The sequence below is a fragment of the Bradyrhizobium sp. IC4060 genome, assembly GCF_020193715.1.
Taxonomy (GTDB): domain Bacteria; phylum Pseudomonadota; class Alphaproteobacteria; order Rhizobiales; family Xanthobacteraceae; genus Bradyrhizobium; species Bradyrhizobium yuanmingense.
In genome coordinates this window covers 736,196-761,791 of record NZ_JADYVJ010000003.1, presented here as the reverse complement: position 1 = coordinate 761,791, position 25,596 = coordinate 736,196, and the positions used below count along the sequence as shown (strand labels likewise).

At 64.5% G+C, this 25,596-nt stretch carries 26 protein-coding genes; 14 read left to right on the top strand and 12 right to left on the bottom strand.

Annotation, left to right across the window (positions count from 1 at the left end; genetic code table 11):
- Positions 1 to 7 precede the first annotated feature (7 nt).
- The 3 genes from I6F16_RS15415 to I6F16_RS15405 form a co-directional block, all read right to left on the bottom strand.
- Positions 8 to 811: a WecB/TagA/CpsF family glycosyltransferase gene (locus I6F16_RS15415; RefSeq protein ID WP_035997366.1), complete on the bottom strand. Its 804-nt coding sequence runs from the start codon at positions 809 to 811 to the stop codon at positions 8 to 10.
- Complete coding sequence (locus tag I6F16_RS15410; protein WP_225111569.1) at positions 804 to 3,179, bottom strand: GumC family protein; 2,376 nt, start codon at positions 3,177 to 3,179, stop codon at positions 804 to 806. The genes I6F16_RS15415 and I6F16_RS15410 overlap by 8 nt, the downstream gene beginning before the upstream one ends.
- A 291-nt stretch (positions 3,180 to 3,470) precedes the next feature.
- The gene (locus tag I6F16_RS15405; RefSeq protein WP_109142329.1) at positions 3,471 to 4,271 is read right to left on the bottom strand and encodes a class I SAM-dependent methyltransferase; all 801 of its coding nucleotides are present in this window, start codon (positions 4,269 to 4,271) and stop codon (positions 3,471 to 3,473) included.
- Positions 4,272 to 4,593: 322 nt separating this feature from the next.
- On the opposite strand from I6F16_RS15405, the gene I6F16_RS15400 reads away from it, so the two are divergent.
- Entirely contained in the window at positions 4,594 to 5,622 is a 1,029-nt protein-coding gene (locus I6F16_RS15400; RefSeq protein WP_225111570.1) for a glycosyltransferase, read from the top strand.
- 11 nt (positions 5,623 to 5,633) lie between these two features.
- On the opposite strand, the gene I6F16_RS15395 is transcribed toward I6F16_RS15400, so the two are convergent.
- Positions 5,634 to 6,620, bottom strand: coding sequence for a glycosyltransferase (locus I6F16_RS15395; RefSeq protein WP_225111571.1), 987 nt, complete (start codon positions 6,618 to 6,620; stop codon positions 5,634 to 5,636).
- Positions 6,621 to 6,870: 250 nt separating this feature from the next.
- Here I6F16_RS15395 and I6F16_RS15390 point away from each other — a divergent pair, with 250 nt between their 5' ends.
- Genes I6F16_RS15390 through I6F16_RS15380 form a run of 3 tightly spaced genes read left to right on the top strand, consistent with a single transcriptional unit; the run spans position 6,871 to position 10,472 of the window.
- Positions 6,871 to 7,974, top strand: a complete 1,104-nt coding sequence (locus I6F16_RS15390; RefSeq protein ID WP_225111572.1) for a glycosyltransferase family 1 protein — start codon at positions 6,871 to 6,873, stop codon at positions 7,972 to 7,974.
- Positions 7,975 to 7,977: 3 nt separating this feature from the next.
- Positions 7,978 to 9,330, top strand: a complete 1,353-nt coding sequence (locus I6F16_RS15385; protein ID WP_225111573.1) for an O-antigen ligase — start codon at positions 7,978 to 7,980, stop codon at positions 9,328 to 9,330.
- A complete protein-coding gene (locus I6F16_RS15380; protein WP_225111574.1) occupies positions 9,327 to 10,472 on the top strand; it encodes a GNAT family N-acetyltransferase in 1,146 nt (381 codons plus the stop codon). Before I6F16_RS15385 ends, I6F16_RS15380 begins: the two co-directional genes overlap by 4 nt.
- A gap of 21 nt (positions 10,473 to 10,493) precedes the next feature.
- Here the strand turns inward: I6F16_RS15380 and I6F16_RS15375 are convergent, their stop codons facing one another.
- Positions 10,494 to 11,033, bottom strand: coding sequence for an alpha/beta hydrolase (locus I6F16_RS15375; protein WP_036021129.1), 540 nt, complete (start codon positions 11,031 to 11,033; stop codon positions 10,494 to 10,496).
- A gap of 121 nt (positions 11,034 to 11,154) precedes the next feature.
- Between I6F16_RS15375 and I6F16_RS15370 the strand changes: the two genes are divergently transcribed.
- On the top strand, positions 11,155 to 11,631 hold the full coding sequence (locus I6F16_RS15370) for an Lrp/AsnC family transcriptional regulator (protein WP_036021132.1): 477 nt from the start codon (positions 11,155 to 11,157) through the stop codon (positions 11,629 to 11,631).
- A 103-nt stretch (positions 11,632 to 11,734) separates the two neighbouring features.
- Complete coding sequence (locus tag I6F16_RS15365) at positions 11,735 to 12,619, top strand: class I SAM-dependent methyltransferase (RefSeq protein WP_225111575.1); 885 nt, start codon at positions 11,735 to 11,737, stop codon at positions 12,617 to 12,619.
- A gap of 66 nt (positions 12,620 to 12,685) precedes the next feature.
- Here I6F16_RS15365 and wrbA read toward each other — a convergent pair whose 3' ends face one another.
- Positions 12,686 to 13,285, bottom strand: coding sequence for an NAD(P)H:quinone oxidoreductase (gene wrbA / locus I6F16_RS15360; RefSeq protein WP_057028278.1), 600 nt, complete (start codon positions 13,283 to 13,285; stop codon positions 12,686 to 12,688).
- Between the two features lie 45 nt (positions 13,286 to 13,330).
- Positions 13,331 to 14,029, bottom strand: a complete 699-nt coding sequence (locus tag I6F16_RS15355; protein WP_225111576.1) for a pirin family protein — start codon at positions 14,027 to 14,029, stop codon at positions 13,331 to 13,333.
- A gap of 115 nt (positions 14,030 to 14,144) precedes the next feature.
- On the opposite strand from I6F16_RS15355, the gene I6F16_RS15350 reads away from it, so the two are divergent.
- On the top strand, positions 14,145 to 15,080 hold the full coding sequence (locus tag I6F16_RS15350; protein ID WP_225111577.1) for a LysR family transcriptional regulator: 936 nt from the start codon (positions 14,145 to 14,147) through the stop codon (positions 15,078 to 15,080).
- A 114-nt stretch (positions 15,081 to 15,194) separates the two neighbouring features.
- On the opposite strand, the gene I6F16_RS15345 is transcribed toward I6F16_RS15350, so the two are convergent.
- The gene (locus I6F16_RS15345; RefSeq protein WP_225111707.1) at positions 15,195 to 15,452 is read right to left on the bottom strand and encodes a hypothetical protein; all 258 of its coding nucleotides are present in this window, start codon (positions 15,450 to 15,452) and stop codon (positions 15,195 to 15,197) included.
- Positions 15,453 to 15,707: 255 nt separating this feature from the next.
- Between I6F16_RS15345 and I6F16_RS15340 the strand changes: the two genes are divergently transcribed.
- From I6F16_RS15340 to I6F16_RS15330, 3 genes are all read left to right on the top strand, one after another.
- A complete protein-coding gene (locus tag I6F16_RS15340) occupies positions 15,708 to 16,052 on the top strand; it encodes an alpha/beta hydrolase family protein (protein WP_225111578.1) in 345 nt (114 codons plus the stop codon).
- Positions 15,994 to 16,551: a hypothetical protein gene (locus tag I6F16_RS15335; protein WP_225111579.1), complete on the top strand. Its 558-nt coding sequence runs from the start codon at positions 15,994 to 15,996 to the stop codon at positions 16,549 to 16,551. The genes I6F16_RS15340 and I6F16_RS15335 overlap by 59 nt, the downstream gene beginning before the upstream one ends.
- Before the next feature lie 133 nt (positions 16,552 to 16,684).
- Positions 16,685 to 17,674: a tripartite tricarboxylate transporter substrate binding protein gene (locus I6F16_RS15330; RefSeq protein WP_225111580.1), complete on the top strand. Its 990-nt coding sequence runs from the start codon at positions 16,685 to 16,687 to the stop codon at positions 17,672 to 17,674.
- 6 nt (positions 17,675 to 17,680) lie between these two features.
- On the opposite strand, the gene I6F16_RS15325 is transcribed toward I6F16_RS15330, so the two are convergent.
- Positions 17,681 to 20,296 carry an autotransporter outer membrane beta-barrel domain-containing protein gene (locus I6F16_RS15325; RefSeq protein ID WP_225111581.1) on the bottom strand — a complete coding sequence of 872 codons (2,616 nt, stop codon included), beginning with the start codon at positions 20,294 to 20,296 and terminating at the stop codon, positions 17,681 to 17,683.
- 252 nt (positions 20,297 to 20,548) lie between these two features.
- Between I6F16_RS15325 and I6F16_RS15320 the strand changes: the two genes are divergently transcribed.
- Positions 20,549 to 20,887, top strand: coding sequence for a hypothetical protein (locus I6F16_RS15320; protein ID WP_035997417.1), 339 nt, complete (start codon positions 20,549 to 20,551; stop codon positions 20,885 to 20,887).
- 6 nt (positions 20,888 to 20,893) lie between these two features.
- Here I6F16_RS15320 and I6F16_RS15315 read toward each other — a convergent pair whose 3' ends face one another.
- On the bottom strand, positions 20,894 to 21,361 hold the full coding sequence (locus I6F16_RS15315) for a YbaK/EbsC family protein (RefSeq protein ID WP_036036398.1): 468 nt from the start codon (positions 21,359 to 21,361) through the stop codon (positions 20,894 to 20,896).
- 41 nt (positions 21,362 to 21,402) lie between these two features.
- Positions 21,403 to 22,134 (bottom strand): haloacid dehalogenase type II, encoded by a 732-nt coding sequence (locus I6F16_RS15310; protein WP_225111582.1) that lies wholly within the window; start codon positions 22,132 to 22,134, stop codon positions 21,403 to 21,405.
- A 274-nt stretch (positions 22,135 to 22,408) separates the two neighbouring features.
- On the opposite strand from I6F16_RS15310, the gene I6F16_RS15305 reads away from it, so the two are divergent.
- Both I6F16_RS15305 and I6F16_RS15300 read left to right on the top strand, forming a co-directional pair.
- On the top strand, positions 22,409 to 23,383 hold the full coding sequence (locus I6F16_RS15305) for an ABC transporter substrate-binding protein (RefSeq protein ID WP_225111583.1): 975 nt from the start codon (positions 22,409 to 22,411) through the stop codon (positions 23,381 to 23,383).
- Between the two features lie 162 nt (positions 23,384 to 23,545).
- Entirely contained in the window at positions 23,546 to 23,842 is a 297-nt protein-coding gene (locus tag I6F16_RS15300) for a hypothetical protein (protein WP_225111584.1), read from the top strand.
- A gap of 122 nt (positions 23,843 to 23,964) precedes the next feature.
- Here the strand turns inward: I6F16_RS15300 and I6F16_RS15295 are convergent, their stop codons facing one another.
- Entirely contained in the window at positions 23,965 to 24,336 is a 372-nt protein-coding gene (locus tag I6F16_RS15295; RefSeq protein WP_057028577.1) for a helix-turn-helix domain-containing protein, read from the bottom strand.
- A gap of 160 nt (positions 24,337 to 24,496) precedes the next feature.
- Here I6F16_RS15295 and I6F16_RS15290 point away from each other — a divergent pair, with 160 nt between their 5' ends.
- Positions 24,497 to 25,231, top strand: a complete 735-nt coding sequence (locus I6F16_RS15290) for an SDR family oxidoreductase (RefSeq protein WP_225111585.1) — start codon at positions 24,497 to 24,499, stop codon at positions 25,229 to 25,231.
- Positions 25,232 to 25,596 lie beyond the last annotated feature (365 nt).

The following is a 25,596-nucleotide window of genomic DNA, read 5'->3' as shown; positions in this document are numbered from 1 at the left end:
TCTTCTCTTAACGGAGGGGCCGGTTGCGGCTGAAGAGAAGATAGAGCGCGCGGGGGTTGGTGGTCAAATAACGCCAGAGCAGACGGCGCGGCTCGAGCAAGGTGCGCCAGGCCCATTCGAGCCCGATCTTCTGCATCCATTGCGGCGCGCGGGAACGACTGCCTGACAAGAAGTTGAACAATCCGCCGGATGTCTTGATGACGCCAACATTGGTCAGATGCGGCGTGAATTCCTTCACGAATGCCTGTTCGTTGGGCACACCGAGCGCGACCCACAGATAGTCCGGTGCCAGGGCGTTGATCTCCTCGACCTTGGCACGCAGCGCCTCGCCGCGCAGATAGCCGTGGCTGTGCCCGACGATCTTGAGATGTGGATACATTTTCTGGACGTTCGCGACCGCCGCGGCGTTCTCGGCCTCGCTTGCGCCGAACATGTAGAAGGTGCGGCCGGCGGCTTCGGCCTTGCGCGCGACGACGTGGAACAGGTCCGTGGTTGCGACGCGCTCCGGCAGCGGGAACCAGGATTGCAGCTTTGAAGCGGCGACCAGCGGCTGTCCGTCGGCGTTGATCAAATCGGCGGCACGGAACAGCTGCTCGGTCTGCGGCTCGGTCGAGCAGCGCGCCAGCACCTCGCCATTGGCCGAGGTCAGGAACAGCGGACGGCCGATACGATGGTCGGGATTCGTCGCCTCGATCATGAAATCGGCGGTCTCTTCCAGGTCGATCGCGGCCATGCGAAGTCCGCCGACGGTGATTCTGGGCACCTCGGCAGTTGCTGCCCGTCCGTCGAGGTTGACGCGGCGCTCAAGCATATTGTCTGCCTCGCTGGCGCGTTTGCATTGCAGGGGTGAGCTCGTCGAGCACGACGCCGACGAGCTTGCGCTCGGCCGGGCCGAGCGCGGCTAGGATCTCTTCCAGGCTATCGTTGACGTCGAGGCTGGTCGGCAGCACGGCCACCAGGGAGTCGATGTCCTCAAGCAGCTTGCGGCCGCCGGCCGCGAGCGGAATGGCCGGGCCGTCGAGGATCACGAGATCATAGCCGCCCACGGAACGGGCCTGCACAATCGCCTTGTGGATGGCATCGGCGGCTTTGCCGGCGTCGCCTTCGGCGGCCGGCAGCACCGAGATGCCGTTGACCGTCTTGATCTCGCGCGCGTCCTTGCTGCCGATCGAGAGCCAGCCGAGCCTGCTCGGCTCGCTCTTACCGGGACGGATGACCCTGTTCGTGAGCGAGCGCGCCTGATGGTCGGCATCGATCATCAGCACGCGGGCGCCGTCGCGTGCGGCCGCCAGCGCGAAGTTCAGCGCGGCCACGCTGCGGCCGCTGGTCTTGCCGGTGCCGACGAGCGCGACGACCGGCATCGCCTTGCCGCCGGCGCGCCGCGTTACCGCGGCGCGCATGTCGCGCCAGGCGTTGAGCAAGCTCGTCATGGGAAAGCCGGGGCGCAGCGTCGGCCAACCCAGCCGCGTGAGATCGACGCCGCCGCCGGTGGGAAGTATGGCGCCGAGCGTATGGATGACGTCGGCCTCCTGGAAGCGTGCGATCAGCGGCTTCTCGATCATTGGCTGCTCGACCATCGAAGGCTGCAGCGGGGGCGCGGCGAGCTCCGGCATCGACGGCGCAGCTTCAGGAGCGCGCGGGGCCTGGCGCGGCTGAGCAACCTCCGCAGCGCGCGGGAGCTCCGGTGCTCGGGACGCCTGCGGCGCCGACGAGCGCTCACGCCGGGCGGGTGTCGGCGTCGCGGGCGCGGCTGCACCGGCGAAAAGCAAATCTGCAACGACGAACCAGCTCGATGCTGCGATCGCCCCGAAGATGAAGCCGATCATGGCGAACAGGCTCATGGCCGGCGGGAACGAGCGCCGCTGCGGCACAGTCGCCTCGCCGATGACGCGGGCGGCCGAGGTGTTCAGGCTCTCCTGCTCCTCGGTCTCGCGGGAGCGCTTGAGAAAGGATTGATAGACGTCACGGCTTGCGTCGGCCTCGCGCTCGAGCTCGCGCAGGCGCACGGCGGCCTGGCTGAGCTGAACGCTCTGCCGCTTCTGCGCTTCCAGCGCGCGGTTGAGCGAGGCCTCGAAGTCGCGGGCGCGCGTCAGATCGTTCTTGGCGGACTGGGCGAAGCGGTCGATCTCCTCGTTGATGGTGCGCTTGAGGTCCTCGACCTGCTTCTCGGTCTGGCGCAGCGCCGGATGGCGCGGGCCGAGCTCACCGGCCTGCTCCGCATATTTCTTCCGGGCGTCGGCATATTGCGCGCGCAAATTCGCAATGGTCGGCGATTGCAGCGCCTCCGGAATCGCGCCGGCATCGGCAGCGGTGCGGCGGCTCGCCTCGATCTGGTCGAGCCGCGCCTGCGCGTCCATCGTCGCCGCGCGGGCCGCGGAAAGCCGCTGGTTGCTGGCGGAGAGCTGCTGATCGCTGATCAGCGCATCCTGGGTGCCGACGAAATTGTTCTGGGCTTTGTAGGTCGCCAGCGCGGTCTCGGCGTTACGCAGCCGGTCGCGCAGCTCCTTCAGACGGCTGGAGAGATCGTTGGTGGCGCGCCGTGCCGCCGAAGCCTGCGACTTGCGGGACTCGGCGAGATAGGCATTGGTCAGCGTGTTGGCGAGCATCGCCGCCTTGGCGGGATCCGTCGACCAGACCTCGATGTCGACGATGAAGCTCTTCTCGGTTTTGCGGATCGCGATGTGCTTGTTCAACGCATCGAGCGCCGCGAGCTCCACTTCCCTCTTCTCCGCAGCGGAGGGCGCGCGCGGTTGCAGGCCGATCAGGCCGAGCAGCGACGACATCAGGCTCCCAGCCTCACCGCCTCCGAATTCCGGATCCTTGTCGAGGCCGGCCTGCTGGATCACCTGGAGCAGCACGCTGTTGGAGGTGATCAGGCGCGCCTGACTCTCCACCACCATGGCCATGCCGGTGACGTCCTGGGCCCGGGGCGTGAGCTCGCGGTCGACGAGCTGAAGCTCGCGCGGGTCGACATAGAGCTGAGCGGTGGCGGTGTAGCGGGGTGTCACGCTCTTGCCGATCGTGACGGCAAGCGCCGCACCGAGCAGGGCGGCCGCGGCGATCGCGACCTTCCGCCGCCAGAGCAGATTGGCGAGCTCCAGCACGTTGAAGCCGGCCTGAGGCTTCCGTTGCGCGGCCTCCGGTCTGGCTCGATCGATCGGCTGGCTATAATCAAGCATGATCCCCAGCTTTCATTCCAAGTGCCGCGGGCTGAGGGGTTACTCTTCGCTTTACGCCACGCACCCGGGATATAGGTGCCCAATCAACGCAACAGGGAAAATTAACCATACTCATTGAGGGACTATTCACCGAAATGGCAAACAAAGCGTTTAAGCGCATGCCATCCCTCGGCGCGTCCCTATGACGCCCGCGATACCCGCCGCTTCCAGGAATTAACGGTTCGTTACCGCGCGCAGCATGGCTGCGAGCCGTCGTTCGTCCGTTGGTGGGCCGCGCACGTGCCATCGCCGTCAGATCCTCCGAAGGATGACGTGATAGTCGCCGCGGCGGACGTCGGTGCCGCGCGGCAGCACGGCGTTGAGCACCGCGGCCCCGGCGTCGACCAGGGCCGCAAACAGCGGCTTGCGCCGGCGCATCTCGGGATAGCGCGGACTCTCGACCTCACGACGATAGATCATCTCAAGGCCGTTGGCGGCCGCGAATGCTTCCAGCCGCGGCAACGTCACCAAGGGATGGAAGAACGTCGGGAACGGCGGCTCGCCCGGCAGGCCGGCGTCCTTGATGCCGCGGATGTGCCGGTAGAACCAGACGTGAAACCAGTGCGGCGAATATTTGGTGACGAACCCGGAGAGCGAGCGCGGATTCGGTGCGCCGATCAGGATCATCCCGCCGCGCCTCAGCGCATCGCGGAAGTTCAAGAGCGCGGCGTCGACATGGGGCAAGTGCTCGATCACGTTGTAGCAGATCACGAGATCGAAGGTCTCGCGGGCGAAGCTGTAGGTCTGGACGTCGCCGAGGATCGCCTCGTCGGCGTAGGTGTTGTTGCGGACCTGGTCCTCGTCGATGTCGACCACGGTGACCTTGCTGCGGCTCAGCAATTCCGGTGGCAGAACGCTGCACGAGCCGCCGCCCGCCTCATAGATCGCGAGGCGGCCCTGCGGCAGCTCGCGGCACAGCACGTCGTGGACGGCGAGCAGGCTGTCGCGAGCTTCGCCCGGAACGAGATCATGGAGCGCCTCGGCATATGGTGCAGCCGCGGGGAATTGGATCGCCGTGGCTGTCGCGAAATCGATCGGGGCTGGCTTGTTCATGGATTCTGACCGCGCTTGTTCTATTCAAATTTACAGGAAAAAATGCGCCTGCCCGAAGAGCAAATCCGATGCCGCACCGTCTCACCGGTCGCAGTGCTTACGGCCCGGTTAATGCGCACGCGCATTAACTACGGTATTGTTCATGTTGGAGCGTTGTCGGCGCATGGACCGCCAATTGCAGCACGACGCGCGGCGAACTTGGTGGCTATGTGCCGCGCGGCAGCCGTTCATTTTGAAACGCATCTGTCCCGCGGCGATGTGCCGTCGTGGGACGCGCGATCGAAGCAGGGATTCTTCAATACATCTCGGACATCTAGATCTCATGACATTGATCCCGACAGACCTGTCTGCGGCCCGGATCGCGGATGCCGTGCGCGATCCCAACCGGGAGATCGTGGCGAGCTCTCGCGTCATCGACCTGTCGGTCGGCATCGTCGTCTGCGTTCCATGCTTCCGTCGTCCGCAACACCTGCGCCTGACGCTAGAGTCGCTCGCGAACCAGCGCACCCCGCGTTCCTTTGCCGTCGTCATGGTCGAGAACGATGCGGTGCGGCGCGAAAGCGCGCCGGTTGCCGCGGAGTTTCTGGCCGCTGGAAGACTCCAGGGCGTCTGCCTCATCGAGAAGCGGCAGGGGAACTGCCAGGCGATCAATGCTGCCTTCGAGACGGCGCAGCAGCTGTTTCCCGCCGCCACCCGTTTCCTGATGATCGACGACGACGAGATCGCATCAAGCGACTGGCTCGAGCTGATGGTCCGCACCGCGGAGGCGACCGGCGCCGAAGTGGTCGGCGGGCCGGTGCTGCCGGTCTTCGACGACGACAGCAAGCCCTGGCTTTCGCGTCATCCCGCCTTCTGTCCCGCCTACGACTACAGCGGTGCGGTGCCGCTGATCTACGGCTGCGGCAATTGCCTGATCACGCGTGCCGCATTCGAGCGATTCGACCGTCCCGCGTTCGACCTGCGCTTCAATTTTCTTGGCGGCGGCGATTGTGATTTCTTCGTGCGGTGCCGTGACGCCGGCATGCTGTTCCACTGGACGGCGGAGGCAGTCATCACCGAGACCGTGCCGCGTAGCCGCACCAGCCTCGGCTGGATCGCAAAGCGCGGCTTGCGCATCGGCGCGATCAATTATCGTGTGCAGTACAAAGCCGCCCCGAGCGCAGCAGCGCGGGCGCGGGTGTTTGCGCAGATGCTGGGCCGCTTGCCGCTGTCGCTGCTTCGCGCCGCCGCCTTGTTGCCGTCGTCGAAAGCCGTCGTCGCGATGCATCCCGTGATGGTTGCGTTTGGCGCCGCCCTGGCGGCCCTCGGCCTCGAGCCGAAGCCTTACGAGGCCTCGAAGATCGCGTCCTGACGCGGCGAGGATTAGATACCGAAACGGGCGAGGGCGACCCGGATTGCCGAGCGTGGCAGCGATTTGAGCGACTGCCGGCCGATCATCGCGAGATAAGCGAACGCCTGGCGATACCTGCCGAAGCGGACCGCTTGCATCGCCGAGTAGGTGACGAGATGAATCTCGGCGGCAAGGCGCAGCCCGGCTGTCATGTGCTCGGGCAATCTCGCCAGGATCAATCCGTCATCGAACACCCGCGCGATGGCCGGGAAGAAGTCCTTCGGCGTCCGGATCGCGGCGTTCATGGTGTTGGTGGTGTGAAGACGATAATCGAGCAACAGCTCTGGCGCGAACGCGAACTCCCCGATCGCAGCGAGGCGGCACCAGCAATGCCAGTCCTCGCAATATTTGAGGGACGTATCGAAGCCGCCGATGGCGCGGAAAGCTTCCGCGCGTGCGAGCGCGATGCCGCCATTGACGATGAAATTGCCGGCGGCGAGCCGCGTCAGCACGTCTCCGGACGGCTTCCGGCGCCCCTTCAAGAGGCCGCGCCCGCCGATCTGGCGGCCTTCGCTGTCGATCGTGTTGTAATCGCCATAGACGAGGACGGCGCGCGGCGCGCCACGCGCAGCAGCGAGCAGCGCCGCCACCGCGCCTGGGCGCAGGCGGTCGTCGGCATCGAGGAAGAGCAACCACTCGCCGCTTGCCTGTCTTGCGCCGAGATTGCGTGCGGCCGATACGCCCGCGGAATCGTTGTGGAACAAGTGCAGCCGCGGGTCACGCATGCCGCGGACGATCGCAACGGTTTCGTCGTCCGAGCCGTCGTCCACGACGATCACCTCGGTCACCTCGCGCTGCGCCAGAGCGCTGGCAAGCGTTTCGCCGACATAGGCCGCAACGTTCTTGGCCGGAATGACGACCGATACCGGTGTGGTCGAGCCGACCTGAAGCGGCAAGCGCGCCGGCGCTGCCGCGCGGGAGGCGGCTGGCAGTTCGAGAACCTCTTCAGCGGTGATCAAGCTACGGCTCGCCTTTAATGATCCGTTAACCAGGACCCCATGTGCCGCGCTGGTAATGCTGGCGATCTGCAAGTCCGGCGTGCGCGCATGATACTCGCATTCCGCTCGAACCGTTGCCGAGAAGGGCCGTGTGCCGCCGGTTTCGTAGAATAACGTTAAGCCGCTGGCATTATGCCTGTGGCAAATTTGGAAGAGTGCGGCGGACTGCCTCGTGCGAGAATGCGCATCGGACTGCCGCGGATGGAATCCCGTGCCCGCAAACACGTTCGAACACGCCCCCGACACGATGATCCTGAACCTCTTTTACGAGGACAAGGATGACCGCTGGTTTCCGGGCGACCGGCATCTGCGTCGCATCGTTCGGCGGTTGTTGCTCGGCGAGCCGCGCATGAGCGGCCAGCTGCGCGTGTTCCTCAATCTCTGTGCGGGGCTCGACCGGCTCGGCATCCGCTATCGCGTCAACGATTACGGCTACATCGCGGAACATCCCGACGAGCTTGCCTGTATCGTCGGGCGCACGTTCCTGCTCGACAAGTTCCTATGGAAGAGCCCGATCCTGCTCGGCGCTGCCGTCCACAATCATCCGCTCGACGACCCTGATCTATTCAAGCGTCTGCCGGTGAAGAAGGTCGTGGTGCCCGGTCCCTGGTACGTCGATATGTACCGGCCATATTGGCCCGAGACCGAGGCCTGGCCTGTCGGCATCGACACGAATCTCTGGGCGCCGTCGGCTCGAGCGCAAAAGACCGTCGATGTCTTGATCTACGACAAGGTCCACTGGGACCGCGAGCGCTACGCGTCGGAGATGATCGAGCCCGTGCGCGCCCGGCTCGTCAAGGAAGGCCGCTCGTTCACGGAGCTGCGCTACGGCAGCTACAAGGAAGCCGATTTTCAGGCGGCGCTCGCGCGTTCGCGCGCGATGATCTTCCTGTGCCAAAGCGAGAGCCAGGGCATCGCCTATCAGCAGGCCTTGTCCTGCGGCGTGCCGGTGTTTGCCTGGGATCCGGGCGGGCCATGGCGCGACCCCGACTATTATCCGCATCGCGTGCAGTTCGCGCCGGTGTCGTCGGTGCCGTACTGGGACGAACGCTGCGGGGTCAAGTTCACCGACATCGCCGGCTTCGAGACGGGCTGGGACAATTTCTGGGCCGGGTGCACCGCGGGCGCGTTCGATCCGCGCGGCTACATCCTGGACAATCTCACGCTGGAGCAACGGGCGCTGCAATATTACGAGATCGCGCGGAGCATCATGCGGCAGCCCGCGATGTCGCAGACCTCCGCAAGACCCGTTGACGAAGCCTCGGAAGGGTTGAGCCGCGACCCCAAGCTTCACTGGCGTTACCGAATGTCTTGAGCCATGGACCGCAGTGCCGCCAACATGACCGACGTCGGGGCCCGATCGTTCGGCCATATCCTGCGTGATCGCCTCGCAGGGCTCGATGCCGTGCAGGTGGCGCGCTGCCTCGTCGCGGTCGGGGCGCTGCTGCTGGTGCTGGTGACACTCGATCCGTTCCCGGACCTGCGCAATCCCGACGTCACCATGATCGTCGGCGGACGAATGGCGCTGACCTATATCGCCTGGGGTCTGCTGGCTGCGGTCGCTATACTGTGTGTCGCTGCCACCGATGCGCTCGCGCTGAAGAGCCTGGTGACGCCGCTGCATCTCTGCCTGCTGGTCTGGCTTGTGATCAACATCGTGTTCTCGGAAAGCCGCGGCGTTTCGATGCAGCGATTCGTGCTCACGGTCAGCGTGACGTCGCTCGCCATCGTGTTGCCATTGCTGCCGCCGACGCGGCGCAGCTTCAACCTTTGCCTGGGCGGCGCCGCGCTCGTGCTGCTCGCGCTGTGCTATCTCGGCGTCTTCCTCGCGCCGCAATATGCGGTCCACACGGCGCTCGACGTCACCGAGCCGCAGCTTGCCGGCGACTGGCGCGGCAGCTTTGGCCACAAGAACATCGCCTCCGCCGTGATGACCATCCTGGTCTATGTCGGCATCTACCTGTCCGCCGTAGGCTCGTTCGTGATGGGGCCTGTGATCGCCGTGCTGGCCGGCACCTTCCTGATCTTCACCGGCGGCAAGACGTCCTCGGTGCTGTGCCTTGCGATCTACGTGCTCGCTTCGCTGGTCTATGTCACGCCAAGCCTGTGGCTGAAGCGGCTCATCTGCTTCGTGCCGCTGGTTGCGATGAACCTGTTGACCGTCGGCAGTGTCGTCAGTCCGGTGCTGGCGGCGATGACACGGCTGCTTCCGCTCGATCCCACCTTCACCGGACGCTCCGCGATCTGGGACTTCGCGCTCGCGGCGGTCGCGGAGAAGCCGATCATCGGCCACGGCTATTCTGCGTTCTGGGACGACGTGAGTGCGCGGGCCACCGCGGAAGGAGCCGAATGGGCGACATCGGCGGCGCACAGCCACAATAGCTACCTCGATCTCGCGGTCACGATCGGTCTGCCGGGGCTGCTGCTGGTGATCCTCATCTTCGTGCTCGCCCCGCTCCGCAATTTCCAGACGGCGCAGGCTCACAGCCGCAGTGGCGCACTGGCCAAGCTGTTCCTGACCGTGTGGCTGTTCGGCCTGTACTACGGTGCCACCGAGACCTTCCTGCTCGAACGACAGAATCCGATCTGGTTCATGTTCGCGCTGGCGGTGGCCGGCCTGCACTTCCTGGCGAGGTTCCAATGCATCGAGCAGACCGAGCCCCGCGCATGACCTTCCTCAGCGTTGATCAGCCCGACGATTTTGCGTCCACCGCGTCGGCCATTGCGGTCGATTTCCTGCGTGACTGGCGGCACGCGGCCTCGCGCCTGAGCGCCGGGCACCGCACCGCCTTCCAGCATGCTGACTGGCTCGGCGCCTGGTACGAGTCGTTTCACGACGTCGCGCCACTGATCGCCGTGATCTCCAATGCTGCCACCGGCAAGGACATCGCAATCGTGCCGATGATCAGCCATGTCAGGCGCGGCATCCGCATCGTCGAGTTCGCGGACCTCGGCGTCTCCGACAACAACGCACCGATCCTGGCGCTCGATGCCGCGTTGGATGCGGGCGCGACGGACGCGATCAACACGGCGCTGATCGGCGCGCTACGCGCTCTGCCCGACCGTTTCGATCTGCTCCGCCTGAAGAAGATGCCGGCGGAGGTCGGCGGCAAGCCGAACCCGCTGGTATCGCTCGGCCGGATCGGATCCTCCTCGCTCAACGGCAATCTCGTGTTGATGGGCGACGACTATGGCGGCTATCAGGCCGCGATCAAGCGCCTGCAGATGCCGCGCTGCTGGCGGGTCTTCAGCCGTCTTGCCGGTGCGCGGTTCGAGATCGCCGCCGATGTCGGGCGTGCGCACGAGCTGTTGGACGTGATGGATCTCCAGCAGCAGGCACGCATGCAAAAGCTCGGCTCGCGGTTCGTTCTCAACGACGAGACTCATGCGCGATTCTATCGCGAGGTCGTCCGCCGGGGCCTCGCGGGAGGTCATGCCATGGTCTCGGCACTGGTGTGCGAGGAAGGCATTGTCGCCACCGCGCTCGGCGTCAAGCATGGCGCGACCTATGTCCTGCTGCGCATCAGCCATGGCGGCGATCAATGGTCGAGCTGCTCGCCGGGTCTGCTCGTCACCGAGCGCACCCTGGCGGCGCTGCATGCGCAAGGCCTGCGCCGTTTCGACCTCAGCATCGGCAATCAGGACTACAAGCGGCGCCTCGGCGCCGAGAGGGTGCCGCTGACCGATGTCAGCGTCGCGCTGTCCTGGCGCGGTCTGCCCTTCGCCTGGCGCGATCACGCCGCGCAGGGCCTTCGGCGCTATCCGAAGCTCGCCTCCCTCGCGGCGAGGGCGATGGGCAAGGGAGCGCGCTGACGGGCGCCGTCTGTTTCGCCATCACCTCGGAAGGCCCGCCCGGAAAGCATCCAGCAACGCGCGTCCTTGCGGCCAGTCGCCGAGCCCGCTCGCGGCATTGATGTGGCCGAGCGCGCCCGGCACGATCAGGCCGGACTGCCAGTCCTGCGCCCGCCGCCGTGTCACCTCGAGCGCTCCATATGGATCATTCGTGCTCGCGATGATCAGCGCGGGAAAGCGCAACGCGCCGCCGGGGACCGGCTTGAACGCTGCGGCCTCCGCGGGAAAATGGCCGCCATCGGGATCGGGCACGGCGACCAGAAAGGCGCCCGCAATCGCGGAAGGGAAGCGCGCGGCCCAGTGCGCCACCAAGAGGCAGGCGAGGCTGTGTGCGACCAGGAGGGGCGGCCTGGCGCAGCGCGCGACCACGTGCTCCAGGGCTTGCTCCCAGTCGTCGAGCTCCGGCTGGTCCCAGCTCGCCGGCTGGAATCGCGTGAAGCGCGCGTCAGCGCGCTCCCATAGCGTCTGCCAGTGGGTATCTCCGGAGCCGCCGAGCCCGGGCAATGTGATGATGTCGTGCATGAACGTCCCGTGATATCTGAGGTGACCGCAGTGTGACCGATCGCGGTCCTGCATCACATGGCAAGTCATCGGCGAAATCGACCATCTGCCGATGATCTCAAGGTGGAACGGAGAATTGAGTTTGGATCGCTTCGGGAGCATCGATGCCAAGGATTTGAAGATCCTCGAGGCGCTGCAGGCCAATGCGCGCGTGCCGTTGTCCGAGCTCGGCCGTTCCGTCGGGCTGTCCCAGCCGGCCGTGTCCGAACGCGTCAAGCGGCTCGAGGAAGCCGGCATCATCGAGGGCTATGGCGCCCGCATCAACCCGCGCGCTCTCGGGCTCGGCCTGATGGCGCTGGTGCGCCTGCGCACCTCGCACGAGCACATCAAGACCTGCCTCAAGCGGTTCAGCGAAATCCCTCACATCATCGAAGTCCATCGCGTCACGGGCGATGACTGTTTCGTGCTCAAGGTGCTCGTTCCGGCGCCGGAGGATCTCGAGACCATCGTGGATCGCATCGCCGGTTTTGGCGCTGTGACGACCTCGCTGGTGCTACGGAGCGAACCCGTGCGGCCGATCGGCAAGGACCTCGTCAGGAAGAAAATGGAACGGAGTTGAGGCGTGGCTACGTCACGGCGCCGTCACCAAAGGCCGCGATTGCGCAAGCCTTCCGATGATCGTCCTCGTTGTGTTATCGTCGCTTCCATTCCGCGGAGGCGACATGGAAGACCGTTCGGCAAAATATCGTGCATTCTATGCGCAGTTGATCTGCGCGGCGGCGAAGGCTGCGGACCCTCGCCTCGAGCAGGCCTTTCGGACCGTCAGGCGCGAGCCGTTCGCCGGGCCCGGGCCGTGGTCGATCTGCCTCGGCGGCCATCCCTATGTGGTCACGCCTGACGATGATCCCGCCTTCCTCTATCAGAATGCGCTGTTGGCGCTGGACCCGGCGCGCGGTCTCAACATCGGCATGCCCGGCGCGCACGCCTACTGGCTCAGCGGCTGCGCGGTGAAGGAAGGCGAGACCGTGGTCCAGATCGGCGCCGGCAGCGGCTATTACACCGCAATTCTCGCGCATCTCGTCGGTCCCGGCGGCCGCGTTCACGCCTATGAGATCGATGAACGTCTGGCGGGACTTGCGCGCGACAATCTGAAGGACATCGCCCATGTGGACGTGCGCGGACGCTCGGGCATCGCGGCGGATCTGCCGGAGGCCGACGTGATCTATGTCTGCGCGGGCGCGGCGCAGCCGGCGGCGGAATGGCTCGATGCGCTGCGGCCCGGCGGGCGGCTGGTGTTTCCGCTCGCGCCCGAAGACATGTACGGCGGCATGTTGATGATCACGCGGCCGGATGACGGTGAAATCTGGCCGGCGAAATTCCTCAGTCGCGCCCAATTCATCGGCTGCGCGGGATTGCAGGATGCCGAGGCCGGCCGGCGATTGGGCGAGGCGTTCACGAAAGGTTGGGAAGGGGTGCAGTCGTTGCGGAGAGAGGGCGTCCCCGACGAGACATGCTGGTTTGCCGGCGAGGGCTGGTGGCTTTCGACGGCGCCCGCACCTCTACCGACGGAGCCGGTTCGGCCTCACGCCGACATCACGCAGATTTAATGGTGACCGTATCCCGATCCCGGATTGGGGCGGCATTCCCGGCTGAGAATGCCGCCCAGGGTCGCATCATCCATGCAGCTTTTTGGCGGTCTCCGCGATCTGGCGGCCCTGATAGCGCGCGCCGGCGAGCTCGTTGGCGCTGGGCTGGCGGCTGCCGTCGCCGCCGGTGATCGTGGTGGCGCCATAGGGCGCACCGCCCGTGACCTCGTCGAGCTTCATCTGGCCGGCAAAGCCGTAGTTCATGCCGACCACGACCATGCCGAAATGCAGCAGGTTGGTGATGATCGAGAACAGCGTGGTCTCCTGGCCGCCGTGCTGGGTCGCGGTGGCCGTGAAGGCACCGCCGACCTTGCCGTGCAGCGCGCCCTTGGCCCAGAGCCCGCCGGCCTGGTCGAGGAAGTTCGCCATCTGCGAGGCCATGCGGCCGAAGCGGGTGCCGGTGCCGACGATGATCGCGTCGTAATTGGCGAGGTCCTCGATCTTGGCGACCGGCGCGGCCTGGTCGAGCTTGTAGTAAGAGGCTTTCGCGACCTCGGCCGGCACCAGCTCGGGCACGCGCTTGATGTCAACGGTCGCGCCGGCCTCGCGCGCGCCTTCGGCGACGGCATTGGCCATCGCTTCAATATGGCCATAGGCGGAATAATAGAGGACGAGAACTTTTGTCATGGTGGTCTCCGTTGGGATTGGGTGAGGTGATTGGTTGCTTGTTCGTCACGCCGCGTCGACGAGCACGAGCTCGGAATCTTCGAGCGCCGTGATCTTCAGCTTGGCCTCGTCGCGGATCGCGGCGCCGTCGCGGGCATTGACGCGGACGCCGTTGATCTCGACAACGCCTGCCGCCGGCACCAGGTAGAGATGCCGCGACGTCTGCGGCTCATACTCCGCGCTCTCGCCCGCCTTCAGCGTGGTGGCGAGCACCCGGGCATCGGCGCGGATCGGCAGTGCGTCCGTGTCGCCCGCAAAGCCGCTTGCGATGGTGACGAGCCTGCCGGAGCGGTCTGCCTTCGGGAACGGTTTTGAGCCCCAGGTCGGCTGTCCGCCGCGCATCGCCGGCTCGATCCAGATCTGGAAGATCCGCGTCCTGGTCGGCTCGAGATTGTACTCGGAGTGACGGATGCCGCTGCCGGCGCTCATCACCTGCACGTCGCCCGCTTCGGTGCGGCCCTCGTTGCCGAGGCTGTCCTGATGGGTGATCGCGCCCTCGCGCACATAGGTGATGATCTCCATGTTGGCGTGGGGATGGGCGGGAAAGCCGGTGTTCGGCGCGATCTCGTCGTCATTCCACACCCGCAAGGCGCCGTGGCCCATGTTGTTCGGGTCGTAATGGCCAGCGAACGAGAAATGATGCTTGGCCTTGAGCCAGCCGTGATCGGCGCCGCCGAGCTTCGCGAAAGGTCTGAGTTCGATCATCTGTGCAATTCCTTGATGTCGGATTGACCTGTTGGATAAGCCTTCGCCTGTGGTATAGAAATAGAAACTGTCGAAACGCATTGTTTCCTTAAATGCTCCACTAGGACCGGCTGCCATGGCAAAACTTCCAGATTTCGAAGCGCTCGCGATCTTCGCCAAAGTCGTGGAGCTGCGATCATTTGCGGGGGCCGCGAGCGAGCTTGGGATGTCCAAGGCCACGGTGTCCAAGGCGGTCACGCGATTGGAGGAGCGGCTCGGCGCGCGGCTGTTCAACCGCACCTCGCGCCGGCTCGCGCTGACCGATGCCGGCCACAAGCTGGCCGAACGCGCGACGCGCCTCTTGGCCGACGGCGAGGCCGCTGAGAACGAGGCCTTGGCGCAGTCGGTGGCGCCGCGCGGCCTGGTGCGGCTCGCCGTCCCCATGACGTTCGGCATCAAGGCGGTGGCGCCGCTGCTGCCCGAGTTCTTCAAGGCCTATCCGGAAGTCTCCGTCGATCTGCATTTGAGCGATGCGACCGTCGACCTGATCGGCGAAGGTTTCGACATGGCGGTGCGGATCGCGCGGCTGCCGGACTCTTCGCTGATCGCGCGGCGGCTCTTCACCATGCCGCGCTACACGGTCGCCGCGCCGTCCTATCTCAAGAAGCACGGCCGGCCGACGCACCCGATGCATCTCGCCGCGCACAAATGCTTCAGCTACGCCTATCTCTCCACGCCCAACGCCTGGCACTACACCAATTCGGCCGGCGAGCAGGCCAGCGTGCGCCCGGGCGGCCAGCTTCGCGTCAACAACGGCGAAGCCGTGATGCCGGCGTTGATCGCGGGGCTCGGCATCGCCGAGCTGCCGGAATTCATCGTCGGCGAGGCGATCTCGTCGGGCGAGGTCGAAGTCATCCTGAAGGACTGGAAGCAGGCCGAAGGCGCCGTGCACCTCGTTACCCCGCCCGGCGGCCCCCGCCCCGCGCGCGTCGAAGCGCTCGCCGATTTCCTGGCAGCGAAGCTGCCGGGCACATGCAAGCGGCGGCCGCGCGGGAAAAGCAAAGCGTCGTAGGAGCGCGCGCGGCTTCAACGCTCTCCGTCATTGCGAGCGCAGCGAAGCAATCCAGCATGTCTCCTCGGAGAGATTCTGGATTGCTTCGTCGCAAGAGCTCCTCGCAATGACGAACTACGACACCTTCACGCCATGGATCGCGACGACGCGCAGGCTTGGCTTCAGCGTCCCCTCCAATTGCGCCTTCAATTCGTGAACGCGTGGGTCGCTCGACCGCGCCGCACACACACCATATTGATGGACGGATCGCGCCAGCGCGCGCCGCGCTTCCGGCGTTCGCGTCAATTCGGGCGTCGAAAGCCGCAACACGATCGCGGCGAGATTCACCAGCATCTCGTCCAGCGCAACGTCGATAGTCGCCAGATTCCGCATCATCCACTCTCCCTGGGAAGGCAACAGCGGGCCCGGACATGCGTTCCTGAAGGAGCCCGATATGGCTAACGCTTCGTAAACGTCTTGTTCTTGCTGCCTGGCGCGTTAGCCTGGCAGCGAAACAAGAAAATCAGGCGAGGGCAAATCATGGATCGACGCGGTCTCTTGCGTGCGGCTGCGGCATTGCCGCTGACGGAGTTTTTGCCCAGGCAGTTTGCCAAGTTGAAGAAACGCTAGGGCCCTCGCGTTGCGGTCATGAACTTTGTTGTCTATACCCGCGCCGCGTTCTGTTTCCTGCTTCCCGTTTCTCAACAACTCGATGACCGCTACATGATGCTTCGTCTTGTTTGCCTCTTCCTCTTCGCACTGTGCCTGGCCGGCCCCGCGCAGGCGCAAACCAACCAGCCGGCGACGGTTGCCAAGCCGGCAAAGAACGCGCCTCCCAAGCCGGCACCTGCTTCGCAGTCCACGCCGCAAGCTGCAGGACCGTGCGTCGGCCTGATATCGCTGCTGGGCGATCGCTTCATCGTGAAGAATCGGCGTGACCGTGTTCGGCAACGAGAACAAGGAAGTTCCGGTCGACGGTTTCGGGCTCGATGACCTCGTTGTTGAACGTGTGAGGGCCGCGGTCGGCTCCGGTTTTGTCGTCCGCAGGATCGCTGCCGATAGATCCGCATTCAGTTCCTACGATCCCGGGCTTGGCATGTTCGTTCGCAGCGACAAGGCCGGCGCCATCGTCCGCCAAGTTGCCGGTCAGGCCGGATGCAAACGCTATGTCGTCGTGATCAAGGGAATACGCCAGGGTGGATTCTTCGGCATCGGTGTCATGAAGGTCAGCCCGCTGTACGACATGGCCGACATCTACGCGGTAATACGGATCTACGTTCATGACGGGCAAAGCTTCGATATTCTGAAGAGCGGCGAAGGCTCGATCAGCGGAAGCAACTTTATGACCGGGCCGCCGACGCTGCGTATCGATTGGGCGCAGTGGCCAGAACCGCCGGAAGCCGCCAACAATCCAGTGATGCGCGCGTCGACGCGGCAACTGCTCGGCAACGTCCTCGACAAGAGCCTGCCCACCCTGTTGCAGTCGCAGTAGTTGGGGAGATGCGGCCAACGGCCGCCCCCTCCAGGCCCCGCCGGGGAGGGTGCAAGCGCACGGCTATCGCAACACAATCCATTCCGGTTAGGCTGCCTCCCAATCACGAAAACAATCGGGGAGGTACCCACCAATGAACCGCCGCGAACTTCTGAAGGCCGCTGCCGTGCTGCCCCTCGCACAGGCCGCTTGCTCTCGATCAAGCTTTGCCCAAGCTCTTTACCCCTCGCGCAACATCACCATGATCGTTCCGTTCCCGGCCGGCGGACAGGCCGATCTCGCTGCGCGACCGGTCGCGACGGCGTTGGAGCGAATTCTCGGCAAGCCTGTGATCGTCGACAACCGGGCGGGAGGCGGCGGCGGATCGGTCGGCAATGCCGCGGCCGCGCGTGCCGAGCCCGACGGTTACACGCTGCTGATGACGCTGTCCTCGCTCGCGGTGCTCCCTGAGGCCGACCGGCTGTTCGACCGACCCGTCGCCTACGAGGTCTCGCAGTTCATGCCGATCGCGCGCGTGCTCGCCGATCCCACGCTGCTCGCGGTGCCGGCCTCGGCGCCCTGGAGAACCGCGCAGGATTTCGTCGAGGATGCGAAGAAGCGGCAGGGCCAGATCGCCTATGGCTCGTCCGGGCCGTACGGCACGCTGCATGTGGCCATGGAGATGTTCGCGAGCAGCGCCGGCATCAAGCTGCTGCACGTGCCGTTCCGCGGCGCAGGTCCTGCGCTGACTGCGATCCTCGGCGGCACCGTGCAGGCGATCACCGCTGCACCCGGCACGCTGAAACCGCAGGTCGAGGACGGCAGGCTGCGCGTGCTCGGCAATTGCGGCGCGCAGCGCATCGCGAGCTTCCCTGATGTGCCGACCTTCCAGGAGCTCGGCTACAAGGACGTCGAGTTTTACATCTGGGCCGGCCTGTTCGCGCAGAGCGCTCTTCCTGCGCCGATCGCGATTCGCCTGCGCGAGGCGATGGCACAGGTGATGACGAGTCCTGATGTGCTCAAGGCATTCGAGACCTCGGGCAGCCTCGTCGCCTATCAGGACGCGCCGGCCTTCTCTGAGTTCGTCGCGACCGACAGCAAGCGGCTGATCGCGGCGGTGAAGAAGATTGGCAAGGTGGAGTAGGGCCGTTCAGAATTCGCTGCGGACCAGGCCGCGCAGCGTGTGACGGTCGTATCCCGGCGCGAACGCGCCCTCGTACGAGGCCTTGAACGATGTCGCGGTCGTCAGGTCCCACCGGATTTCGGCGCCGGCAAGCGCCACCGTGCGCGCGCGCTCGACGCCGGTGATCGCGAACGGAATGCCGGGTGCGCCTTCCAGCGCCGCCGTCGTGGTTGCCGCGCTGCCGGTAAACTCATGACGAACGGCAATGGTCGCGCCGAACTGTGCCGCGTGGCCATTCGGCATCATCATGCGCTGGCTGCCGCGCAGGCCGGCCGTGCCATAGCCGAGGTCGAAACTGCCGCCTCGCACCAGCTGATTGACCCCCGGCGCACCGGCCTCTGAAAAACTGCCCTGGCGTGTCGCGTACCAATCAGCCTTGGCAAAGGGCTCGGCGACAAGACCCCATCCGGTCTGGAACGGCCGCGAGATGCCCAGCGAAGCGGCAAAGGTGTTTGCACGCGAGGCGGCAGTTGCCGTCTCGCCGAGGAACGCGATCGCGCGCGAGGAGTCGAGCGCCGCAAAGGAATAGCTGATCGCCGATGCGAGATTGAAGCCGCCGGCTTCGCCGCGCGCGTAGACGCCGGCATGCCCGGCATTGGCCTCGATACGGTCGGCGCGGCCGGTCATTCGCAGTTGGCCGGTCGATGCGCCGACCGCGAGGCCTGCCGTAAAGCCCGGCATGTGCCAGAGGTCGGCACCGAGCGCGGCGCCGGCGATGGTCGTGTTGGTTCCGAAGGCAATGTCGCTCGCGGCCACCTTGTCCCAATTGCCATAGCCGCCAAACCAGACGCTCTGCATCGGCGCCGCGCGGCGGCGGTTCAGCGCCTTGCCGATCGGGTCCCTGGGCTCCGGCGCGTAGGCGGACGCGGTCATCCGAACGGTCTCGCCGCGCGACTGCGTCCCGGCATTCCACATGAAGCTCTGGAACATGTCGGCTTGATCCGCGACGAAGCGGCGTCCATCGGCGTGGATTTGACCGGCCAGGTCGTCGAGGCCGGCCTTGATGCCTGGCGTATTGAGCGCGGCGAGTGTGTTGATCGCAGTGGCCAGCGGTCCCGATGCGCCGCCGAGCTGTGCCTGGTCGAGTGCGCCGGCCACCGCGGCCTGGTTCGGCGTCAGCCCCGACAACGTTCCGAAGCCGCCGATCTGCTGCAGCAGGAAGTAGACGTTGTTGGCGTCATAGCTGAGCTGCCCCGTGACTAGCGGGCTGCCAGAGCTCGTGAGCGCGGCGAACGTGCCGCTGACGCCGCCCGCCGCCGTGAGGATGGTGTATTGCGTGTTGGCGATAAAGCCTGCGCCGAGCGGCACGATCTGCACCGTACCGCCGTTGAGCGTGGCGGTCCCGGTCGCTGCGATCCTGTCGGACTGGCCGCCGGGGTTGATCTCGACCTGAAAGGTCGAGCCGGCATTGAAGGCGACGTTGCCGTTGACGTTGAGCGTCCCGATCGAATTGCCGGGCGCGACCATGCCGCCATTGTTGACGACGATTCCGCCGACGGTGCCGGTGCCGCCGAGATAGCCGCCATTGATCGTGACGACCGAGGGCAATGTGCCGTTCACGATCAGCCCGCCCGCGTCCACTGTCGTCGCGCCGTTGAAGGCGGTGGTGCCGGTCAGCGTCCAGACGGAGTTGCCGTTCTTCTTCAGTTGCTCGAACTCGTCATATTGCAGGCCGGGGCCGAGATTGCCGAGGTCGAACGTGGCGCTGCCAATGCTGCCGAAGTTCAGCGTGTCGGTACCGCTCCCGCCGCGAACATTCCCGGTGATCGTCGCCCCCGGAGCGAGGCCGAGCTGATCATCGCCGCCATTCAGCTCGATCGCTCCGCTGCCGCCGCCCGAGATGGTGCCGGCGTTGAAGATGGTGTCGCTGCCGGAAGAGCCCTGGATGGCGAGGAAGAAGCCGCCGGAGATCGTGCCGCCATTGACGAGCGAATTGCCGCCGGCGATTAATTGCACGCCGGTATGGCCGCCGCCGATCGATCCGCTGTCATAGACGAGGACGACATTGCCGCTCGACGTCCCGCTGATCCGCAGTCCCGTCGTGTTTCCTCCGGTGCCGACGGCCGTCCCGCGAATGTTGAGGAGGTTGTCGTTCGAATTGTCGATGACGATGGCTGCTTCGGCGTTGCCCGTACCTTCCGCGGTCGCACCGGCGGCGACCGTCACATTGTTGTGGGTCGATCCATTGGAGAGCAGGACCGCTCCGCTGGAGGTCGAGGCTGTCGCCTGATTGTTGACGGTGACATGCGAGGCGATGGTGCCGTCGAAAACGATCGCAGGTATGCCGGCGCCGGGCAGCAGCGATGTCGTGGTGCCGTCGCCGACATTGACGGTGACGTTGGTGCCGCCGGTGGCGTTGATGTGATCGGTGTTGCCGAGGCCGGTGCAGGTCGCGACATCACTCGAATTGAGCGCGCCGATCGTGCCGGTGCCTGCCACGGTGCAGGCGGCGCGCGCCGGGCTGGACGTCAGGACCGGGAAGGCAAGCACGAGGGGCGCCAGCGCGGTGGTGACCAGTAGCTTGCGGCGAAAGATTGCGGCCGTGGCGACGTTTTGCGCACAGACCGGTCTTGCAGTCGGCATCGACATTCCCCTCATTGCAGCCCATTGCTAGCGGGAGCGCCGTCATGATTCTTGGCGTCAGGCGAAATGCCTTATGGCGAAAGGCGCAAGACGCCGGTTTGCTTCTGCCCTGTTGCTGGGGCGCCACGGACCAAGGCGTCAGCGGGAGCTGCCATGGTTCCAGTCGCGCTTTTCACATTTTGTTGTTGGTCCAGAACAAGCTCGCGTCTCATTGATTGAAGAGAATTCGAGAGACTTGGGAAGGATCTGGACATGCGAACAGAGCGGATCGCGCTAGGTGTGGCGCTTGCGGTCGGCGGCATCATGGCGCACAGCGCTGCATCCGCGCAGGAATACCGCGGCACGATGGAACAGCAGATGGCCTGCACACCTGATGTGTGGCGCCTGTGCAGCGATCAGATTCCCGACGTGAACCGCATCGTGGCCTGCTTGCAGCAGAATACGCCACAGCTTTCGAGCGGCTGCCGTGCGGTGTTCCAGTCCAGCAACCAGATGCCGCCGCAGCAACAGGTTCCGCGCGGCCGGGCCGCACCGCCACCACGCTACATTGCTCCGCCGCCTCCACAGCGGCCTTACGACGAGGACGAATAGCGCCGCTCAGGGCCTGTGCTCGCAGACGTCGACCCATTCAGCCGCGGTCAGCTCGGCCATCCGCTCCGGTGTGATGCGCACCGCGCTATGGGTCGAGCCGGCAGCCGGCACGACGACGTCGAATGCCTTCAGCGAGATGTCGCAATAGATCGGCAGCGGCGACTTCAGGCCGAACGGGCAGACGCCGCCGACCTCGTGTCCGGTGATGTCGGCGACTTCCTCCAGACCCAGCATCTTCGGCTTGCCGCCGAACTGCGCCTTCACCTTCTTGTTGTCCATGCGCGAGGTGCCGCTCGCGACGATCAGGATCACGCGCTCGCCGATCCGCAAGCTCAGCGTCTTGGCGATCATTCCCGGCTCGACGCCATAGGCTTCGGCCGCCAGCGCCACGGTCGCGGAGCTGATCGGGGATTCAATGACGGAGATGTCGGGGGCTTTCTCGGCGAAGAAGGCGCGAACGGATTCCAGGCTCATTCCGGGCAGCTCATTCCAATCTTACAGGCGGGCGACGACCCCTAAGCGATTCCCGGCAGCTCGGAGAGGGCGCGGACGCGATGATCCGGCGCAAAGCCGAGCTCGTCCATCTGGGTGCGGATCGCCTTGAACATGGTGAGCGGTGCCACGAGTTCGTTCTCGACGCAAGCCAGCGCCATCGCTTCGGGTGTCACCCGCTCGATCCAGGCAACCTTCAGTCCGAACGATTTTGCCCCGGCGGCGTCCCAGGGATTGGAGGAGACGAACAGAACCTCATCAGGCGCGGTGCCGAGCACCTCGCCGATCAGCTCATAGGCCTGTGGGCTCGGCTTGAAGATCTTTTTCGCGTCGACGCTGATGGTGGCATCGAGCAGGCGGTCGAGCCCGGAATTGCGTACCAGCGCATTGAGCATGTCCGGGCTGCCGTTGGAGAGGATGGCGAGCTTGCGCGGTCTCAGGGCCGCGAGCGTTTCGGCCGCATCCGGATAGAGATCGAGATGCAGATATTTCTCGATGACGCGCTCGAATGCCTCGCTCTCATAGGCGAGTCCGAGCACACGCAGCGTATAGGCGAGCGAGTCGCGCGTGACCGCGTCAAAATCCTGGTAAGCTTCCATCAGCGAGCGCAGCCAGGTGTATTCGAGCTGCTTGATGCGCCAGACCTGCGTGATGATCGCGCCATAGCCCGGAAACGCATCCTCGGTGACGTCCGCGACCGACTGGACGTCATAGAGCGTGCCATAGGCGTCGAAGACGACGGCTTTGATGGGCATCGGCTGTCCTTCCGGGGTTGTGGTCACAAGAACTCCGATTGGGGCGTGCGTATAATTCGTCAGCTTACCAGAGCAAAGCGGACGTCTGCCACTGCAGGTGTGATTGACAGCTTGTGACCCTTAGCCGACCTGCCGAGCCCGTCTGGTCGAGAGCCGCTTGTGAGCCTTTGCGGAAATGAAACGCCATTCCGGATGCGGCCAATTGCACCACGCTTAGCCGCGTCTGAGCTTGTATAGTTCACTTCATAGGCGTGGTCCTACGAGGGAGGGGCACATGCATCGGCGCGATTTAATCACGCTTGTCGGCGGCGCTGTGATGTGGCCGTTTGCGGCTCAAGCGCAGCAATCCCGAAGAGCCTGGCGGCTTGGCTACATCGGGACCGGCGGGTTAGGCGATCAATTGTTCGAAGCATTCTCGCAGAAACTTGGCGCTCTCGGATATATTCAAAGTAAACGCATCGCGATAAATCGCATCAATGTGACGCCCGATGCAAAGGTGATCGAAATCGCTATCACTAGCCTACTCCCGGAAATCGACATTCTAGTCATGTGGGGGACCCTCGGTGCCGCAACAGCAAAGCGCCTGACTTCGGATACCCCTACCGTGTTTCTGTCCGTCGGCGCTCCCGTCGACATTGGACTAGTTCAAAGCTTGTCTCATCCCGGTGGCAACATGACCGGGGTAACGTTTGAAGCCGCGACCGAAACATACGCGAAGCGATTGCAGATGCTGAAGGAGATCATACCGACTTGTGAACGGATTGCCGTATTAGCCGCGCAAGGCGATCCGAATGTTGTGTTCGCGATGAATTCGTTGGAGAGAGCTGCTCCCACCATGAACATTGAACTGATCATGGTTCATATTAAGACTCCAAATGACTTGCCCGCTGCATTTGACCAGATTGAAAGAGCTGCCGTTAGCGGGCTGATCGTAATCGCGGGTTTGTTCACCTCCGTAAACTCAAGAACGATCGCCGAGCTTTCTCTCGCCCATCGCATACCAAGTTGTCATGGGTTTAGGGAATCGGTTGTCGCAGGCGGCTTGATCAGCTTGGGTCCTGATCTTTTTGCGATGGTGAGGCAGGGTGCCGTCTTTGTTGATAATATTATTCGAGGTGCTCGGCCTGCCGATCTTCCCGTCGAACAGCCAGATCGATATGAAATCTACATCAACCTCAAGACTGCCAGCATACTGGGTATCGAAATTCCTATGCCTCTTCTTGCTCGGGCAGACAAGCTTATTGATTGATGGCGCTTTCGCACCGAGTACGTCAGCTTACTGGCCCTTAGCAGACTTCCTGCGCATAGCGTCCAGCTAGGAAGCCGATCGTAATTGATAGACTTCGACCTGCTCAGCAAGCCCTTCTCTAGGAATTAGCCAGTACAAACCAGGGCGCAAAGGATTCTGGCCATGTACTTCCTCACTGCCTGTCTGATCGTGGTCGTCTTGAGTGCTGTGGTGGCGTATCGTCGAGCTGGATCTCTACCGCGAAACCTTCAGGGACGGCTGGACCGTCAGCAACGGCGTGCAGCGATGTGGCCCCTTTTCTGCGCAGGAATTTGTGCACTGGGGCTGCTCGGACTTCATCAGGTTCTAGACAGGCAGGAAATCGGTCCCATCGAAACGGACTATCTTCTCGTACTCATCATGCTTATCACCTCTTTCTTTGGTGGTTGGTTTCTTGGCGTCATTGGCTGGATGGATTGACCGCGGACAAGCTGTCATGGGTTTCGGCATCGTCCGGTTTTGACCCAGTCGGACGCAAGTCGAGTTGCGGCAACGCGCTGCTATCAGGGGCGGAGCAGACTTCGGACGACGAGTAGCGCGAGCTAGGCAGTCGACTGACGTCCTGGCCGTGTCCAGGTCGCCCGCTCTGCGAACACCCGGCTGACCTCCGCCATGTGCTCGGTGCCCCACGTGCAGAGCGGCACCAGAGCTTCGGCGAGGCTCTGGCCCAGCGGGGTGAGGCTGTAGTCCACCCGCGGCGGCACCTCCTTGTAGTCGGTCCGCTTCACCAGGCCATCGGCCTCCAGCTCCTTGAGCTGCTGGATCAGCACCTTGTCGCTGACGTCGCGTATGGCGCGCCGAAGCTCGCCGTAACGAGTCGGTCCGTCCTGGGCGACAAAGTACAGGATCAGCGGCTTCCACTTGCCCGAGACGACCCGCAAGGTCGCATCCAAGCCGCAGGTGAAGCCGGGCAGGTTCGGCGTGCAACGTTGGACGTCCGCTTGGGCTTGCGCCGGCGGGGAGATGAGGTCTGTACGATCTGACGACATTTTTTGGGTACTTACCAAAAGGTGCATACTTGTGGTCAGGTAGGTAGGCCGCCAGCTCAGTGCAACCTCAATGAAGGAGCACATCATGAGCAGACTACAAGGCAAGACGGCGGTGGTGACGGGCGGTGGAACGGGCATCGGGCTCGGAGCCGCGAAACGGTTCGTCGATGAGGGCGCATTCGTCTACATCTTCGGGCGACGGCAGGAGCCACTCGACGCCGCGCTCGCGCAGCTGGGGTCCTCGGCGCGCGCAGTCAGGGGATCGGTCACCGACTTGTCCGACCTCGACCGACTGTATGCGACGGTGAAGGCCGAACGCGGCAATGTCGACGTCCTGTTCGCCAACGCCGGGACCGGCGCGTTTGCGCCGCTCGGCCAGATCACCCCCGAGCACTACGATCAGATCTTCGATGTCAATGTGAGGGGGCTGGTGTTCACCGTGCAGAAAGCCCTGCCGTTGATGCGGAGGGGATCGTCGATCATCCTGACCGGCTCGAGCACGGGCGTGATGGGGACGCCGCAGTTCAGCATCTACAGCGCGACCAAGGCCGCAATCCGCAATCTGGCGCGCAGCTGGGCGCTGGACCTGCGCGGCACGGGCATCCGCGTCAACGTGCTGTCGCCGGGGCCGACCAAGACGGAGCTGGCGCTGGAGGTCGTGGGCGAGGAAGCCTTCGATGCACTCGGCAGCGCCACGCCCATCGGGCGCGTCGGCGACCCCAGCGAGACCGGGGCAGTGGCCGCATTCCTGGCGTCCTCGGACAGCAGCTACATGACCGGCGGCGAGGTCTTTGTCGATGGAGGCTTGGCTCAAGTCTGAAGCCTTCGTCTGAGTGCGAGGGCTTTGGTCAATGGGATCGAAGCCCTCATGCGCTGCGATGAGGATACGATTAGAGCGAAATGGCTTTAGGTTGAATTGATCGGTGGGGCTCGTTCACCTCTCCCGCTTGCGGAGAGGCATAGGCGGCCTCTGGCCGCCGTTCTCTAAGACGCCGATGCTTCGCATCGGCTATGGCGCCGGGTGAGGGCTTTGTCCTCTTGGGGATTGTCCCATTGCGGAAGCACCCTCTCCCGACTCGCTCCCGCAAGCCTGCGGGAGAGAGGGCACCTCTGTTGTTGCAGCGATCAAGCACTCGGCGAGCCATACGTGATGCCGCTGTCCGATCAGATGCGTCATGAGAAAGC